Source organism: Flavobacteriales bacterium, from assembly GCA_025210805.1.
GTDB lineage: Bacteria > Bacteroidota > Bacteroidia > Flavobacteriales > CAJXXR01 > JAOAQX01.
In genome coordinates, this window is the sequence record JAOAQX010000018.1 from 21551 (window position 1) to 38607 (window position 17057).

Annotated in this window: 14 protein-coding genes; all 14 read right to left on the reverse strand. The window is 28.6% G+C overall.

Features of this window, described 5'->3' with window-relative positions; genetic code table 11:
• Positions 1-16 precede the first annotated feature (16 nt).
• Positions 17-1078 carry a hypothetical protein gene (locus N4A45_06850; protein ID MCT4664936.1) on the reverse strand — a complete coding sequence of 354 codons (1062 nt, stop codon included), beginning with the start codon at positions 1076-1078 and terminating at the stop codon, positions 17-19.
• Complete coding sequence (locus N4A45_06855) at positions 1075-2865, reverse strand: ATP-binding protein (GenBank protein MCT4664937.1); 1791 nt, start codon at positions 2863-2865, stop codon at positions 1075-1077. Before N4A45_06855 ends, N4A45_06850 begins: the two co-directional genes overlap by 4 nt.
• Positions 2866-2904: 39 nt before the next feature.
• Positions 2905-6660, reverse strand: coding sequence for a hypothetical protein (locus N4A45_06860; protein ID MCT4664938.1), 3756 nt, complete (start codon positions 6658-6660; stop codon positions 2905-2907).
• Between the two features lie 343 nt (positions 6661-7003).
• Positions 7004-7942, reverse strand: coding sequence for a hypothetical protein (locus tag N4A45_06865; protein MCT4664939.1), 939 nt, complete (start codon positions 7940-7942; stop codon positions 7004-7006).
• Positions 7943-8237: 295 nt separating this feature from the next.
• Positions 8238-8918 carry a recombinase family protein gene (locus N4A45_06870; GenBank protein MCT4664940.1) on the reverse strand — a complete coding sequence of 227 codons (681 nt, stop codon included), beginning with the start codon at positions 8916-8918 and terminating at the stop codon, positions 8238-8240.
• Between the two features lie 41 nt (positions 8919-8959).
• Positions 8960-10306, reverse strand: coding sequence for a phage terminase large subunit (locus N4A45_06875; GenBank protein MCT4664941.1), 1347 nt, complete (start codon positions 10304-10306; stop codon positions 8960-8962).
• Positions 10303-10665, reverse strand: coding sequence for a hypothetical protein (locus N4A45_06880; GenBank protein MCT4664942.1), 363 nt, complete (start codon positions 10663-10665; stop codon positions 10303-10305). Before N4A45_06880 ends, N4A45_06875 begins: the two co-directional genes overlap by 4 nt.
• Before the next feature lie 10 nt (positions 10666-10675).
• A complete protein-coding gene (locus N4A45_06885; GenBank protein ID MCT4664943.1) occupies positions 10676-11044 on the reverse strand; it encodes a hypothetical protein in 369 nt (122 codons plus the stop codon).
• Positions 11045-11119: 75 nt separating this feature from the next.
• Complete coding sequence (locus N4A45_06890) at positions 11120-12040, reverse strand: hypothetical protein (GenBank protein MCT4664944.1); 921 nt, start codon at positions 12038-12040, stop codon at positions 11120-11122.
• Positions 12041-12284: 244 nt separating this feature from the next.
• Positions 12285-12620, reverse strand: coding sequence for a helix-turn-helix domain-containing protein (locus N4A45_06895; GenBank protein MCT4664945.1), 336 nt, complete (start codon positions 12618-12620; stop codon positions 12285-12287).
• A 93-nt stretch (positions 12621-12713) separates the two neighbouring features.
• Positions 12714-13661, reverse strand: coding sequence for a hypothetical protein (locus tag N4A45_06900; GenBank protein MCT4664946.1), 948 nt, complete (start codon positions 13659-13661; stop codon positions 12714-12716).
• On the reverse strand, positions 13654-14802 hold the full coding sequence (locus N4A45_06905; GenBank protein ID MCT4664947.1) for a site-specific integrase: 1149 nt from the start codon (positions 14800-14802) through the stop codon (positions 13654-13656). Before N4A45_06905 ends, N4A45_06900 begins: the two co-directional genes overlap by 8 nt.
• Positions 14803-14819: 17 nt before the next feature.
• On the reverse strand, positions 14820-15380 hold the full coding sequence (locus N4A45_06910; GenBank protein MCT4664948.1) for a helix-turn-helix domain-containing protein: 561 nt from the start codon (positions 15378-15380) through the stop codon (positions 14820-14822).
• Between the two features lie 256 nt (positions 15381-15636).
• Positions 15637-17028 carry a tRNA uridine-5-carboxymethylaminomethyl(34) synthesis GTPase MnmE gene (mnmE, locus tag N4A45_06915; GenBank protein ID MCT4664949.1) on the reverse strand — a complete coding sequence of 464 codons (1392 nt, stop codon included), beginning with the start codon at positions 17026-17028 and terminating at the stop codon, positions 15637-15639.
• Positions 17029-17057 lie beyond the last annotated feature (29 nt).

The following is a 17057-nucleotide window of genomic DNA, read 5'->3' on the forward strand; positions in this document are numbered from 1 at the left end:
CTTTACTCATAAATAATTAATCATAAGACTTATAGTCATCTTCTTTAATAACTCCTAATTCTGTTAATATATCTTTCTTCATTTTACTTAATGGTCTTCTGTGAAAATCACCTTCTTCAGAATACACTCCAAAAGCCATTCTGTAAATCTCGTTTTTAGAGACATTACTTGAGTTTGTTAGAATACTTTGTAAATTATCTAAATATCGATCTGAATACTTATCTCTCAAAGCGACTAAATCATTTAACTCATCTAAATGTGCTTCATAAACCTCTTTTAGCTTAAATGATTCAATAGTCTTAATGATTTTTTTATTTTCATTATCAAGTATATTTGGCTGTATTTCAAATGTTCTTTCTCCGATGCTATTCTTATATACATAACTAAATTTGATTTTATCAAAACTTTCCTTATCCAAATAAGGATGAAGGTAATCATCTAGGCTCATATCATCATCACCTTTTAAATTACTATTACAAATATGACAACTAGGTATCAGATTATAAAAAGACAGAGCTAATAATGGATATTTACTTTTCGGAAACCAATGGTCAAACTCTGGTCTAGTAATTTTGTTCTTCTTTTTTAATATGAAATCCTTAATAACAGTTTTAGTGTATAATCTATTACAGTAAACACAAGTCTGGACACCTAAGTTTTTTGCCAATTGATAACCATCATAAGAATTTTGCCCCTTTTTCATCACAAATGAATTATAGTTAAAAACTTCATTCAAAATTTGATGAAGTTTTTTATAGGTTTCCCGATTACTTATTAATTCAGATGATAATTCATCGTTTTTTTTAATTTTTAAATTTTCTTTATATTGGTTATATCCGTTGATGTCGTAACCTACAATATCCTCATAAAACTTTTCATTTTGAAGTAATAAATCATTTGGTTGACTGCTAATTAATAAGCTGATTCTATCTGGTGTTAATAATCTCTTTACCTCATTCTTAATTTCACAATTTTCACCTAAATCTTTAACTTTATTTTTTACAAAATCTGAAAGATTATCCTTATGAATTTCAAAAGCAATTTTGTTACATCGATTTAATGGATTTATATAAATCATAGTTTATCTCTTTTTGCTATTAAATCATCAATTTGTTTTTGAAGAATATCTTTTTCAAAAGTATTATCGTTACGCAATCGAGTTATCATTTCAGCAAGTTTATTACGAATAATAGGTTCGTCTATTATTTTTATTATGATTTGCTTTTCTTTTAATTCTTTATCAAAATCTATACTTCTTTTAGAGACATCTTTATTATCATTTATCCATTTAATTACTTCATCAATCTTGGACTTTGCAAATTCCCCCATTAAACCATCGTCAATAAAAAAACTGTCAGATAACAAATCATGAATATTTGCTCCGAATGATTTCATATAAGCTTTTTCTTCTTCGGAAAGTATTTTAGTTAAACCTATACTATAATCCTTTTCAAGATAAATTATATTTTGCTTTGGAATATCAGAAAGGGTCAGTGGGTCATGGGTTGTAAATATGATTTGTATTTTTTTACCACTAAATATTTTCGGAAAATACTTATTAATCAAATAAATAAATTTCTTTTTCCATTGAGGATGAAAACCTAAATCAGCCTCATCAAGAAGAATAACATAATTTTCAAAATTATCAGCTTCGATTCTTTTTTGTAAATTCAATAAACTAGCAAACATTTCAAACATTGACAACTCTCCAGTACTCAATTTTATAGGCGAATTAAATGTTAATAAAGGAGAACTATTATAAGTAAATATTCTACCAAAACTTTTTAAGAATTTATGGTATAATTGTATAAACTGATGTGTCTGAGAAAAAGAAATTTCGAACTGAGTTGTACTACTCTTTATTGATTCTAATTTTGCAATAATATCTATACCAAAATTCAATAAATTAAGAATCTCAAGTTTTGGTAAAATCAAATTATTACCATCATTAAAATTGGCTTTATTTATAAACTGTTTAAAATATTCAAGTAGATTAATTCCTCCTAAATTTTCCACTTCTTTGTATTTTCCTTCAAACAAATATTTATTCCCTGATCTTTCCATAATTTGATGAATCTTTTCAATGATTCCTATTATGAAATTTAATTTAAGCCTGTGTTTGTACTTCAATAATCTTAGATTAAAATCATCATGATTTTCATAATCTCCTTCATAGTCTTCTGTCAAAAAAGGAAAGTGATTGTACTCTTTTGAATAAATATCATGTGAATTGGAAAAAAAGTCTCTAAACTCGTAACTGGTGTTATGATTTGTTACACTATGACTTTCTATATCTATTAGTACCTTATCAAAAATAGGTAAATCAATATCTTCTAGAAAATTTAGCTCAATAACATCTATAATTCTTTGAATATTAAAAGATTGATGCATTTCTATAGATTTAGAAAAATCTATACTATTAGTATCTTTTAAATCATCAATTATTTGAAAATATTTTGATATATAAAATCGATTCTTAAATTCAATACTTCCTCTTGGAACCGAAAAATGTGGTGTGTAAAAAATATAAACTCTTTTTCCTTCTGATAAATCATTATTTAACGGATCAGGTTCTGACAAAAACTTACTTTTAAAAATACCCTCTAGAATTGTAGATTTTCCTACACCATTTTCACCAACTATTGCAGTTACCGATTTTATATTCCTATTCCAAATATTATTATGTAAAGAAGCTTCTTTTTCATGAATATGATATTGGATGAAACTATTATTTTGGTTTGCAATTTGCTCATGACAAAAATTCATTTGCTCTTGAATACCAAGATCAATGTAGAATTCATTATGACCTTCTCCAAATAAATATTGATGACTGTTTTCTGGAATACTAAATCCTTTTAATAACATATTTTTAAATTGATTAATTAGTAGAACATCCTATTATACTTAATTAGCTTTCGCCAATTGTCTTTCAATTAAACCACATAGGTTTAATATTTCTTTATATTTAGATCCTAATAATTTGAATTTCATATCCAACTTTTTATACATATCTTTTCTATACTCTTTAGGTGCACCAATTAAAGCTTGTGATAATATTTCAAATGAATAAATTGCTTGATTCTCCAATGAAATACCTTGCATTAAATAAATTTCCCTTATGACTTCTGAAATTAAAGTGTTTTTTTCAAGTCTATTATCTAATTTATAGGATAAATTTTCTAAGACTAAGGAATAATAATTACTATTTCCCAGTAGTTTATTTAAAAACTCATTTGTTAACACATCTTTTGATATTTTAATCCCCATGTAGTTTCTGTCCATTAAAAATTTATAAAAATCATTATCAATATATGAAGAATAGTATTTTTCAATAAAATGTTCCGAGTTTAAGATATAAGGACGAATATTCTTCATAAATCTATACATGAAAATATCATCAGTTATTAAAAAATGATTGTCTCTATTAGCAAGCATGACTGTTTCAATCAAACATTGAAAATAATCATCATTTACATGATGATCATCAAATTTTAAAACTACATCTATTTTTTCCTCAACAACTACTTCTTCACAATTCTCATTAATCCATTTTAAGATATTGGAATATACCTCAATTTTTTGCTCATTATAATTATCAGCATATCTAATTACATCAACTTCATCATTGGTTATAATAGTTGACAATTTAGGTTGGGTATTACTTTTAAGAGCAATTATTCTTGCCTGAATTCTCTTAGTAATCAATTTTGAAATATAGAATTTTTGAGAAAAACTAAAACTTGCCTCTTTAGTTAATTCAAAAAACAACATTAATGAAGATTTATCAAGTACAAATTTAGGATTGTCCGTATCAACTTTAGGTGAAATTAAGCAGGATGGTAGTATTGTAAACTTTTCTGAAGAGGTTAAAGAGTAATATGAATCGATAAAGTTTTCTTTGAAAATAGATCTTGTAATCTCTAAAAATCCTGTTTCAAAATTCAAGTATTCCCTTATTCTTTCTTCTGAAAATTCCTTTTGTTGAGTTCCAAGTTTTCCAAAGTTTTCAATCAGAAACTCATTCATTTTCTCAAGAGATTCTGTAGGGAAATACATAGATATCAAACCTAATCCACTAGTTTGATCTTCGGATTCGTTTAATATCTCATAAAATAGATTTAGCTCTTCACCATACACCTCTAAAACCTTAATAAACAATTCTTTTCCTAAAGAATTTTGTACTTTAAACTCGCTTCCTATTTCTTTACCTAATAAAGAATCATTACTACTAACTTTCCTTCTCGTTTGTTGACCATCTTGTTCAAAAAGAACATATTTATTTTCCTGAACTTCCGAATATCTTTGAAAAAATTCACCACTAAATAACATACTATTTGTAAAGTAAATAGTCCTTGAATCCTTATTGTTGTCTTTTTTAGATAGATTAAAAATTATCTTAAACGCTAGTGCTTTATAATCTGAATTATCTTTTAATATAGTGAAAATTTGAAGCCCAATTTTCTCGTTCTCATAATCTTCTTTGACCTCATGAATTAAATCAAAATCCTGTCCATATAATTGCTTAAGGGAATAAACATATATATAATGACTCCATTCTATTTCAGGGAAATTTATAATTAGAGATTCACCTACTTCAAGCATAGAATCATCATTTATAATATTCAATAATTCGAACTCATAACATAATAGTTTATAATCCTTTGAACCTTGAAACAACCTCCACTTTTTCAATAAATCTAACAACTCATTATGTATATCGTTTTCATGAATATTTTTATCTCTAACAATTTCATTAAGTAATTCGATATAAAACCTAAGTAGTTGATTTTCTGTATTTATATTTATTTTATCCTTTAGAAAATTCCTAGCTTCAATTAATAACTCTAGAGCAATTAATGATTCGGCTATACAATATATTTGCCCCTCTTTTTCTGGCTGATAATGTATTAAAGTTAAAGCTTCTTTAATTAATTGTTCATTTTTCTCTTTTAATAAATGTGTTCGTATATAAACTTTAAGAATTCGTTTTATTGTTTCGTTTTCTGTTTTTTTATTCAATGTTAGCTGTAATAGACTTTCTTGATTATCTATAAATTCATTCCCTACCAAACAATCCGCAAACATATTTATAACATTCATTAAATTGTTTTCATTTATTATTTCAATGATATCCAAATAATTTATATACAGATCTTTTAATTCTTTTTTTCTTTTTAGTTGATTTAAATTAATAGCCTTAATAATAAACCATTCTTTATAAATTATATTGTTAGTGTTATTCTTATAGTTATCTAATAGTTCATTTGATTCTTCAATCTTATCTAAAGCTTGTAATGCCTGATAAAAAGTAAACGTTACTGTCCATGAATTATCTATTAAAGAAAATGAATTTGAAAGATCAGAAAAATTTTGATCATTATTTATATATAGAAATTTTATAAAGTTGTAATAATACTTCTCCAAATTAATAGTTTCTTCAATTTCCGTTCCTTTTAACTTTTTTATGTAATATTCTAAGTTTTTAAAAAGAATATCAATTTCATTTTCAAAATTCTTAAGATATAATGCCCCTTTCAAATCTAACACCTTAAAACTCATTATAATATCAATCAATAGATGAATATTAATAAATAGTCTTGATTTATCTTTTAGTGTTAATTTTGCCTTTATCTCGAATTCATAGTTAACTTTAAATCCTTTTGATAGTAAGGCTCCATACAATATGTCGTTTTGGAGAATAATAGAGTTGAAAAACAATGAATTAATAAATAGCTCATCGCTTTTTAATAAAGTGGGTATACACTCGAATTCTTCAATAGAATTTGAAGCTACAAAAACTTTTATCAACCACGGAATGTGTTGATATTTATCTTTTTCAATTATTTGATTTGCCAAAAACAATGCTTCATCATTATCATTAACATTAAAAAATGATAGACAAGCATTAAGTTGTAAGGTAATGTCATCTTTATCAAGATTATAAGCTTTTATTATTTTCAATGAATAATCTCGATTACTCTTCGATTGAAGCTCTCTCTCACAAATAGCTTCAAGAAATAAGAGCTTACTCTTAAAAAAAATATCTAGTAAAGATGCTCGTTCGATTCTCTGTCTTAATGTTTGAATGAGATTTAAAGCAGTTCGCATTTTATAATCATCAATACAACTTTGTATATCTTCAATACTACTTTTATATTCTGAGTGTAAAACTTTCCTAATTGATTCTGTTACACTTTTAAAATTATTTTCTTTTAACTCATCTATTGCATTACTAATTTTGAAAATTTCTTTTTTATAATTTTCATTGTAATACAGTTTTTTAAATTTTTCCGATGAATCTATTTTTTTTCTAAATCTTAATAAAAAGAATCCTATTTCCTTATTACTAGGAGAATAAACCATTGACTCACCATTGAAAGCTTCAACAATTTTCTCTTCTGAAAGGTCACCATTAATATGAAAGTTCAATAAAATTTTCAATATTTTTTGAGATTTCACAAAAGAAAACTTGCCATCAGGTTTATCCTCTGTATCAAACTCTTCTTTATGCTCATCAATTACACTTTGAATAATTGACGAAAGCTCTTTTTCATAATCACTTCTATTATCAGATGTTAGTTCTTTGATACCATATTTACCAGTATCATATATTAAATTAGTAATGATTCCTAAGGAAATCGATGCAATAATACCCATCATTTTATATATTTCTTCTAAAGTATAAATATATAGCAAAGTTCTATTTAAAAGAGAGCTTTTGTTATAATATTTATTAAACTATTATAAAATGAAAGGTACTACCACGATTTGTGTGGGTTTTAGTTATTGAGAATAGTAAGCCAGATTAATATTCCATATTGGATTATTAATAATATTGTCTGTGGTTACATAACCTAAGGCTATTGTTTTGAAAAGTGTATTATGGTAATTAAACATTTTTACAAAAAGAACAACCCACACAGTTTAGAGTAGAACCAAATGAAAAAATATTTGACCAAAACCTTTGGAATTAATAATTCCAAAGGTTTATTATATTAAAAATCTAATAACACCCAATATCACTCATCTTATTATTAAGGAAATCCATTAAATCAACCTCTTTAGATGCACTCATACTACTTTTATGTTTTCTTTTCCTCATATCGTCAGCTGTATTAAATTCTATTTGGAGTTTCTTACAGTTTTTATCTACAATGAATTTATAGATTCTCGTTTTAACCATTGGATCATATAAATTCCAAAAATCAGCATTTCCCATAACTTTATTCATCTGCTTTTTCTCTTCATAAGCCTTATCTTGTTGTTGCTTTTCAGCTAATCTAGCATCAACTATTTCAGTATTGATATAATCTCTTAAATCAGGTACATCATTCTTTGAATACCCCACAAAAGGTGTATCATCATATTTAATTGCTGATTTCATATTAAAAATATTCCCATTGCTGTCTACCTCAAAAACAACCTGATAATCTTTAATAAACCCATATTCTTTGTCTGGGTTTAAGTATTCTTTAGCTTTTTTAAAATCAATATCAGGTCTAAACATAAATCTTCTAAAGTCTTCACCTGCATCTTTTTGCTCATAAACTCTATTACTTTGTTCTGGATATTTTAATGAAGCGTTATAGGTTCCGAATAACTCACCCATCTCAACCAAATAAGCAATGTTTTTCATGTGAGCATCCTGAGGGTTATTTTTAATGTAATTGATTACAATAGGTTTTGGAGAAATTACAGATGGACTTTCTTCTTTTGAATCAGAAGACATAAACACAATAAACAATAGGAAATATGAGGAATAACGAATCCACTTATTATTCCATTTAGAAAACATATCCTTTATAGAATTAGATATTGGGGGTAATATGATTAATCCTAATAGTCCAATTGCTAGAGCTGAAAGAACTCGTTCATTATTTACGTTTGCTAAAGCTCCGATAATTAATAATACACCTGCAAAATACTTTAATCCTTTTTTCATGTAACTGAATTTACCTTTTGCTTTTCAGTCCCAACAAAGCGATTATTTAAATGATATGAAATAAAATAGCGTGGGTACTGTAGCCTACTGTTTGAGAGGTATCGCCAAACACCCACACCACAAATAAACTAAGCCCACGCCATAACGTGAGCGGTAGTCCATTTAATCTTGTGGTGTTTAAAATTTGGCGAATTTTCTCAAACAAGAATTAAATAGCTAACGCTATCTTATATTTTTACTATGTTTTTAGTTTTTCTCTTCCGTATATTTTTCGGTTTGTTGCAAATCTAATTAATTAGACTTGATATTCTAAATTTTGACTCTGATATCTGTCAAACAATCGCTTTACTGCCATTGATGTAAACTTATTACCTCTACTTGTCAAATAGCTATTATCATTTAATGTATTAGCAATTGATTGATAAGACTTACCTTCTTTTTTAAGACTTGAAATAAGAATCGTAGCTCTTTTATTCGACTCATTATTTAATGCTCTTGTTTGACGTACTTCAATACTTCTTTTACGAGATTTGTCTGTTAAGTTTTGAGGGCTTCCTAATTTCTTACCCTTTGCCTTAAGTTCCTGTAAAGCAACTTTTGTTCGCTTAGAAATCCTTTCACGTTCATCTTGAGCTAAAACAGCCATGATTCCAATGGTTACTTTTGAAGCATTGGGCATATCTACACAAACAAAATCTACCTGAGATTCTTTTAATGTGTATATAAAACTTACATTTCTTGACAATCTATCTAATTTGGCAATGAGTAAAGTCGCTTTACGTTCTTTACAATATTCTATTGCCTTTTTAAGTTGAGGTCTTTGGTTATTCTTACCACTTTCAATTTCTTCGAATTCGATAATCAATTCATCATCGGATTTTAGAAACTTTTGAACAGCCGTTTTTTGAGCTTTCAATCCTAAACCTGAATTTCCTTGTTTTTGGGTTGAAACCCTATAATATCCTACATATTTCATGTTGCATCATCTGTTAAACGTCGGTTTAATAAAAGATATGACTACCATCCATTTATTTCTCGGATGTTTATACTTCCACTAATTGCTGGTAAATAACCTTCAGGTAAACCTGATCTTGTCTCTTTTACCCAATTGGCATAAACAAGAGCATCTGCAATATCAGGACTTGATCCAAGCATTTTTCGGATAACATCCTTATTGGCAACTTTTACAGTTTTATCACCTGCTATTTCATAAGTGATTGAACCAAGCTCTAGTTTTAAAGTCTGATCTTGAATATTACCGATATTCCCTTCTTTCATATCTTGCCTTAATTGATAAAACATTTGAGAACGAAGATTACTGGGTTGAAAGCTGTCTGGAAAATTAACTTCTTCTGGTTTTGCACCTCCAATCAGTTCTTTTACTCGATAACCTTTAGATGCTAATTCATCAATTACACCTGCTCCAATACCAACACCATCAACACCGACATTTTCAGGATTTATACCATAGTAGCTCATTAATTCTATGGCTTTGGTGACAATTTCTGAAATTGAGGTTTTTTGATAGGTTTCTATCTTACGAACATCTCCATCAAAGATGACAACAAAGACAGTCCGATCATCACCGAAACGTGCAGGGTCAATTCCAATTGATCTGTAGTCGTTCTGACGTTTTTGAATCTGACAATTGGAAATGTATTCATTTGGAATAAGCTGATTAATAGAATCAATCATTGACCAATCTCCTTCCAAATACTTTTTTAGCATGATAGGATTATCCTTAAAAGCTTCTTCTAAGTTTTTATAGTAATCACTATCCTTACTGTAATTATCTGAGGTTAGAGATTGAATATAGACTTCATCTTCATTCGTAGATTGAATAAAGGTTGGAATCAACCAACAGTTCTCAGGGTTACTAGTTAATCTAATTTCGTATCTAGGCTTATTTCCATCTGGCAGAACCCAACGTAATCGAGTTTTTAGAATTTGATAAACTTCCTTACTGATTTCATTAGCTTCATCAATACCTGCCCATCCAATCTCTAATCCTTTAATTTTATTCAATAACGGGTCTTTACTAATATTGGCTTCCATAAAGGTGAGAATAGAACCATTTACAAATGTAATGGTCAAAGAGCTTTGATTATAGCTTTTAATAATCTCAGGAGGACAAATGGAAAAGAAGGTAACTAGAATCGTTCTTCTAGCTACCGATAATTCCTTTCTTAGTATTACTAACCTATTACCGTTAAACATCATAGCATTTTTGATGGCTTCAGCACACAGGAACCATGATTTACCTCCACCCATTGCACCTCCAAAGAGTAAATACTTAGCTCGGCAAGAATGAGCACTAGCTTGTTTGGGTTTAGGTTGGTAGTAATTTGCAAAGTCTATTCTCATGAATTGAAATACTTAATTAACTGTTTAGGTTGTTTATATAATTCAATAAAGATTTTAACAAATAGGTACAAATAATAAACAGCCTCTTCACTTGATTCGTCATTAAGGTCATATGCCTCCACGTCAAAATATTTTAATATTCCAATATCATGACTCCTTGTGAAAAATACGTACCTATTAGGATTCCATATCACTTTATATCTATCAGATATTCCTTGATATTTTGTATCAATACTAGACATCCTTTTAACAGTTTCAACTCTAACTCTCTCATAATTAAAACTGCAATCAATTAACTGCTCTAATGTTTCAATAGACAAACTAATTGATTTATAAATTTCTTGTTCTTCTTTTTTCATATTTACTTTTTTAATCAGGGATATTAGAGATAAACTCTATACTACCTGAATGTTCTACTTCTATCTTATTCAACCCTTGTAATTGAGATATTTCTTTATTTACAGACAGGGCTAATCTGTAATCCTTATCTTCCATTGCTTTAGAATACAAGAGTTCATATCTCTTTAAAGCTTTACCGTAATCATATCGTACATTCTTTTTATTCTCATTGCTTATTAACTCTCTAGCTTTTGCAATGTATTTGTCCGTTTGCCTTTCTCCTATAGTCCATTTTATAGAACTATATTCTACAATATCTATTCTGCTTTTACCATCTATAAGTAATGAGGCAATTTCTGAAACCCTCAGATTTACTATAGCTTTTGTCGATTTACTCATAACTTTTAGTATATAATTCTGTTTTTAATGGGGCAAGTACTTTTACTAATTCTATCTATGGTTAATTACATGGTGTTATAAATCTTCTTTAGTGAATTTTTTACCACTTATATTAAAGGGTAAATTGTTCTCCTCATTTTTAAAAGATAGATCATTACATTTATCTTTAACAAGAGTAATTAAAGATGAATGTAGAACCGCGTTTCGACTTTCAACAATTCGCATATATTTTTGCTTTTGCTTAAAAAATGATTTTGGATTTAGCCCCGCCCAATAATTTGGATTCGAAACTTGACTTAGGAATAACTCTTCATTTATTGTTTTTGCTTTAATTTTTTCATCAAAAACAATCATTCGTTCCATAACATTGACCAAATCAATTTTCATTTTGGTGATTACTAAATCTTCAGAATAAAGATCTTTAATTCGTAAATCCTTAGTCCCTATTTTTTGCATTTTAGAGACTTGGATTTCAAATCTTATTACATTTTCTTTTAAATTGTATTGTAATGTCTTTGAATACAACTTAATTCTATATTGACTAAAAACGCACTCAAGTCCGATACATTGAGTAGTATTGCTCCTTAATGGTTGAAATGGTCTACCCTTATAGCTAATGAAAATTTTACGAAGATTATCTAAGTTCGGATTAAAAGGTACAGTCATATTGACTCCATACTCTATAAAATGAATGGTTGAATTTTCGATATCTAAACCAAATTCTTTTTCAAAACCCTGAACAGCAGTTTTGAAATCATAAATTGAGAAATCTTTCCAATTCTCACCATTCTGTAAATACTTATGAAAAGTTCCTTTTGTATAAAATGTTAGTGGATGTATATCAATTTTGAAACTCTTATAATCTTTGTGCATTTTATAAGGGTAATCAATAATTTCTCCAGTATAAGTTTTAATTGAACTTCTATAATTTAAAGCATGATTATTAATTAGAAAATCAGCTTTACCTTCAGTTCTAAATTTTATAAAATCTATCATTTGCATCAATTATATAATTATTCAATGACAGATTTGAAATCTGAGGGTATTTCTTTAAGCCCAAAGATTGACACCACCAAACACAATATATTTTTAAAATTTTCACTCTAAAAAACAGCGAACCTAAATTATAAGTTAAACTATAATTCATTTCTGAAATCACTTGAGAAATAACTCCTATAATCTGATCATTTATTAGAATTATTTCAACCTTGTTTTTCTGAATTATCATAATTTCAAGGATTTAATTATCTCTCAAATAATTTTCCACTTGTTTATCCAAATCAGAGTTGGACATTTTACGCCCCTCCTTTAGATACTCTATAAGTTCAGCTTTAGAAAAGTAGAGGCTTTTACCCCTTTTCATTACAGGTAGTTCACCTCTACTCACCTTACTATAAATAGTCGGTACTTTAAGATTAAGAAACTTTGCCGTTTCTTTAATTGTCAGAAATAGTTCAGGCTCTGGAATATTATTTTGCCCCTCAATTTCAACTAAAAGACGTTTAATTTCAAAAACCTCTTTCATTAATATTGCCACTGCTTTTGGCAACTTATCGAATGATAAATCTTCTGTCATATTTTCAGTATTTTATTTGTAATACTTTGCGAAATACTGAAAATAGAATACGGATAATTTACGGTTAAAATCCGTATTTACGGATATCGTTATTTAATAATCAATATGCATTAATTTCTTTACCTCATCATCATTTCTTACTGCCATAAAGTTTTTTTCTTTGTCTTCAGAATAAGGAGCAAAGGTTTTTTTATAAAATTCAAAAAGAGAATTAGGATATGTTCTGTTATTATGGAGTACCTTAAACAAATATCTAAATGCTAATTGAACATAAGTTTTGTTTGTATTTACAACTTTTATAGGCTCTGTAATCTTTGGGACAATACAATCATTCTCATAATAGCTAATTGTCCAATTAATCAATTTCTCGAAATCATTATCATTCAATATTTGTTTGTGTTTTCGAGGACATTTCATGTTAAAGAATCCAAAATGCTTTTGTATTTTCAAAGAAAGCTCACCTTCATTTTGTTCCTTTATTATTTTGTTATCATCATGTGATTTTAATTTACTTTTTAATAAATTCTTTACTTCATAAAATGAATCCATACAGAAAGGGGAGATCTTATTTAGCATTTCATGAAATTCTATAATTTCAACTGGATCATCCATGACTCTTACTACTTTAAAAGGGATTTTCCATTTTTTAAAATTGTAATATTCTATCAATTGAGGTTTTACTATTTCTTTGAATTCTATTTCTTCAAAAACCTCCATTTCTTTTAAAGCAATGTTAACTTTTGATGTTTCGAAATTATTTGTTTTATTTTCTATATAGTTTATAATATCAATAAGTGCATAATCAACACATCTTTCTATCTCAATTTTATTAACTACATCTATTAGATCTTTAAGTCCATCACGGAATTCTTTATCACTAAATAATTCACTATTTTTGAATAAAAATATACTTCCTTGTAAAGTGTTATATTTATTATTAGTCCCCATTTCTCTGAATTTTAATTCAAATAATGCAAAGTAATTATAACCACTAATGTTTTTTATATATTCATCAAAAGATAAATCATCTATTTTACTCATCTTCAAAATTTAATTTAATTCTATCTACAGTTTGTTTTTTTAAGGAATCAACCACTTTTGCGTAAATCTGTGTTGTCTTTACATTCTTATGTCCTAACATTTTAGATACAGTATATAAATCAGTTCCAGATTCCAATAGCAAAGTAGCATATGTGTGCCTAAAATTATGAAAAGATATTTTCTTTCTAATCCCTGCATCAATTACCCATTGTTTTAAATGCTTATTATTGTATGCAGAATATTTGATTTCTTCAAATACATTCATACTTCCATCTAAACGATCTCCTAGTAGTTCATAGGCTTGTTCTGATATAGGGTGAAATTCATTTTCTTTTGTTTTCTTTTGAGTAAAAACAATTTTATATTCACTATTTTCAACTCTTACTTCAGACCATTTTAACTTGTTAATATCTGAAAATCTTAACCCTGTTAGGGCAGAAAACAAAGCCATTTTTTTTATAACTTCATTTTTACATGGTGTCTTTACTAGCCTGTTTAATTCTTCAATTGAAAGATACTCTCTAATACTTTCCTCTTCTTTTATAGGTGCAATTTGGGAATTTAGATCAGTCGCTAAATAATCATCCTTATATGCTTGTTTTAAACATGCTTTCACCTTTTTAAAGTAAGATGATGCAGTATTTTTTGACAGTTTTTTCCCTATAACATTACGACTGTCACAACTCAACAAGTATTGTTTGAAATTTTCAAAGAAACTTATAGATAATTGATTAAATAGTATTTCACCATTTGTAAAATCATTTAAATATTTATAAGAAGCATACCAACTATCTCTTGTTTTTCCTTCACGACTTTCTACCATCTTATAGAAGTATTCCAAAAAATTCGTTTTACCTAATTCATTCTTCTTTAACAACCCCTTCTCATATTCAGTATATATTTCAGGTTTATTTAATTCGTTTTCCCTTTTCTGACGAATTCCTTCTGCGATATATAACATTTCAGATTTATGCTTCTTATCTTTTCTATTTTTAGGTTTTTCCAAAACATACATTCTCAAGAATTCTCTTCTTGTTTTCTTATTGGTTTTTGGATTGAAAATAGCAGGGTAGAAATCTAGATAAAGACTTAAACGACCGTCTTTTATTGGCTTTAATCTTAAAGTAACTTTTATAGCCATGATAATAGTAAAATTAGTTAAACATTAAAAATTCGCTCAATATCCTGAATAGAATAATAAGTAACACCATCTTGTTTTATTCTTTTTATTCCATGTTTACTTACATAATTATAAATAGTATTTCTCGAAACATTAAACTTATTAATAATTTGTTCCATTATATAACAGTCATCTATAGTTAGTTCCTTTACAGGTATGGTAGTTTTTTTCTCAAATAAAATTTCAATATCTGATCGTTTAATTCGTGTTAATCTTTTACTCAGATTATATGAGTTAATACTTTTCTCTTTTATCATTCTGTATACTGTCATTTTTGAACAATTCAATAAATGTGCAACTTCATTAACCGTTAGAAATTCTTTACCCTTAATTAAAGCCATAGATAAAGCATTAACTTTCGGTTTTATTTGCTGATTTACTTCACCTTCTACCTCCTTCTTTACTTCTAATCTTTTTCTAATCTTATAATGTTTAGAGTTACACTTATGAGAACAATATTTTGTAGTTCTTTTTTGAGCTTCAAACATATTCCCACATTGCAAACAAGGTTTTAGAATCGTAAAAGTTGATTTTGTCATTTATACCATTTTTAAGTAACGATTAAAATAATTAGAATATAATAAGGTTTATTAAGTAACTTTATTTCTCCCTATATCCAATTATTTTCCAATTTTTGTATCGCAAAAACACAAAAGGTACAGCAAAGGTACAAATTAGAGACAAATAAAACATATATAATCACAAAACAATCATATATAACAAAATTAAAAAACCCAGATAAACAATAGTTTATATGGGTTTTATTCTATTTTGATAATCCTTTATTTTACATGGTTACTTCCCTATACAAAAACTACTAAAAATCTTCCCTAGGATATCTTCATCCACGTCTATATTTCCTGTGATGGTTCCTAGGTAGTGGAGCGATTGACGGATGTCCATCGCAAGGAGGTCGCCTGGAATTTGGAGTTGGAGTCCTTCTTGGGTTTTTCTGATAAAATCTAAGGCTTGGGTGAGTGCCTCGTAGTGTCGGCTATTGGTAACTATGGTATCGTTGTTGGTTAGAGCACCTTTTTCTACTAAGGAAATAAGTAGGTGGGTGAGTTTTTCTACGCCTTGTTTTTGTTTGGCAGAGAGGGCAATAAAATGAGATAAATTTTGGAGTTCTGTAGGAATTTCCTTTTCTAGGGCATCCACTTTATTGAGAATAGGAATCAGAAGTTTATCGGGGTATTTTTTGGCTATTTTTTGGATTTCTTCCAAGTATTCACTTTGTTTATTATGAAGCCTTTGAGCATCCATCATATACAAAACCACTCGGGAAGAAGCGATTTTCTCATAAGTCTTTTGGATTCCGATAGACTCAATGGTATCAGCTGTTTTTCGAATTCCAGCGGTGTCTATAAATCGGTAACAAATTCCATCGAGTACCAATTCGTCTTCAATAGTATCTCGGGTAGTTCCCTCTATGTCAGATACTATAGCGCGTTCTTCATTGAGCAAAGCGTTGAGTAAGGTAGATTTCCCCACATTGGGCTCTCCTACTATTGCTACGGGGATTCCTTCTTTGATCACATTTCCTAAGGAGAAAGAATCAGAGAGGTATTTTAAGGCCTTTTCAAGTTTATGGAGTAATTCGTGAAGCTCCGATCGATCGGCAAATTCTACGTCTTCTTCAGAGAAATCGAGTTCTAACTCAATCATGGCGGCAAAGTGAATCAGTTGCTCTCTAAGATCCTGTAGATCATTGGAAAAACCTCCACGCATTTGTTGCATGGCATTTTGGTGAGAAGCATCGGAGTTTGCGGCTATCAAATCGGCTACGGCTTCGGCTTGGGCAAGATCCATTTTTCCATTGAGGTAGGCTCGCATGGTAAATTCTCCTGCAGTTGCCATTCTTGCTCCTTTTTTGATGAGTAGTTGAAGGACTTGTTGCTGTATAAAGACGGAACCATGACAGGAAATTTCAACCACATTTTCACCCGTGTAGGAATGCGGATTTTTAAAAACAGAAAACAAAGCTCGATCCAATATTCTTTCTCCATCCACCACATCTCCAAGGCTGATGGTGTGGCTATTCTTTTCTACCAAGGCTTTTTCATTTACTGCCGACTTAAAAACGCTATTGGCAATATGAATGGCGTTTTCTCCTGATAAACGAATCACGGCTATGGCTCCTGCTCCATTTGCCGTAGCTAATGCCACAATGGTATCTTGAATGTTCACTTTGCTACAATTTTTTCACAAAAGTACTC

Coding starts and splice junctions, on each gene's coding strand:
- N4A45_06870 (MCT4664940.1), bottom strand. CDS start 8,918: ATGAAATATGTAGGATATTATAGGGTTTCAACCCAAAAACAAGGAAAT.
- N4A45_06895 (MCT4664945.1), bottom strand. CDS start 12,620: ATGACAGAAGATTTATCATTCGATAAGTTGCCAAAAGCAGTGGCAATA.
- N4A45_06890 (MCT4664944.1), bottom strand. CDS start 12,040: ATGATAGATTTTATAAAATTTAGAACTGAAGGTAAAGCTGATTTTCTA.
- N4A45_06885 (MCT4664943.1), bottom strand. CDS start 11,044: ATGAGTAAATCGACAAAAGCTATAGTAAATCTGAGGGTTTCAGAAATT.
- N4A45_06900 (MCT4664946.1), bottom strand. CDS start 13,661: ATGAGTAAAATAGATGATTTATCTTTTGATGAATATATAAAAAACATT.
- N4A45_06905 (MCT4664947.1), bottom strand. CDS start 14,802: ATGGCTATAAAAGTTACTTTAAGATTAAAGCCAATAAAAGACGGTCGT.
- N4A45_06855 (MCT4664937.1), bottom strand. CDS start 2,865: ATGTTATTAAAAGGATTTAGTATTCCAGAAAACAGTCATCAATATTTA.
- N4A45_06860 (MCT4664938.1), bottom strand. CDS start 6,660: ATGATGGGTATTATTGCATCGATTTCCTTAGGAATCATTACTAATTTA.
- N4A45_06880 (MCT4664942.1), bottom strand. CDS start 10,665: ATGAAAAAAGAAGAACAAGAAATTTATAAATCAATTAGTTTGTCTATT.
- N4A45_06875 (MCT4664941.1), bottom strand. CDS start 10,306: ATGAGAATAGACTTTGCAAATTACTACCAACCTAAACCCAAACAAGCT.
- N4A45_06910 (MCT4664948.1), bottom strand. CDS start 15,380: ATGACAAAATCAACTTTTACGATTCTAAAACCTTGTTTGCAATGTGGG.
- N4A45_06850 (MCT4664936.1), bottom strand. CDS start 1,078: ATGATTTATATAAATCCATTAAATCGATGTAACAAAATTGCTTTTGAA.
- N4A45_06865 (MCT4664939.1), bottom strand. CDS start 7,942: ATGAAAAAAGGATTAAAGTATTTTGCAGGTGTATTATTAATTATCGGA.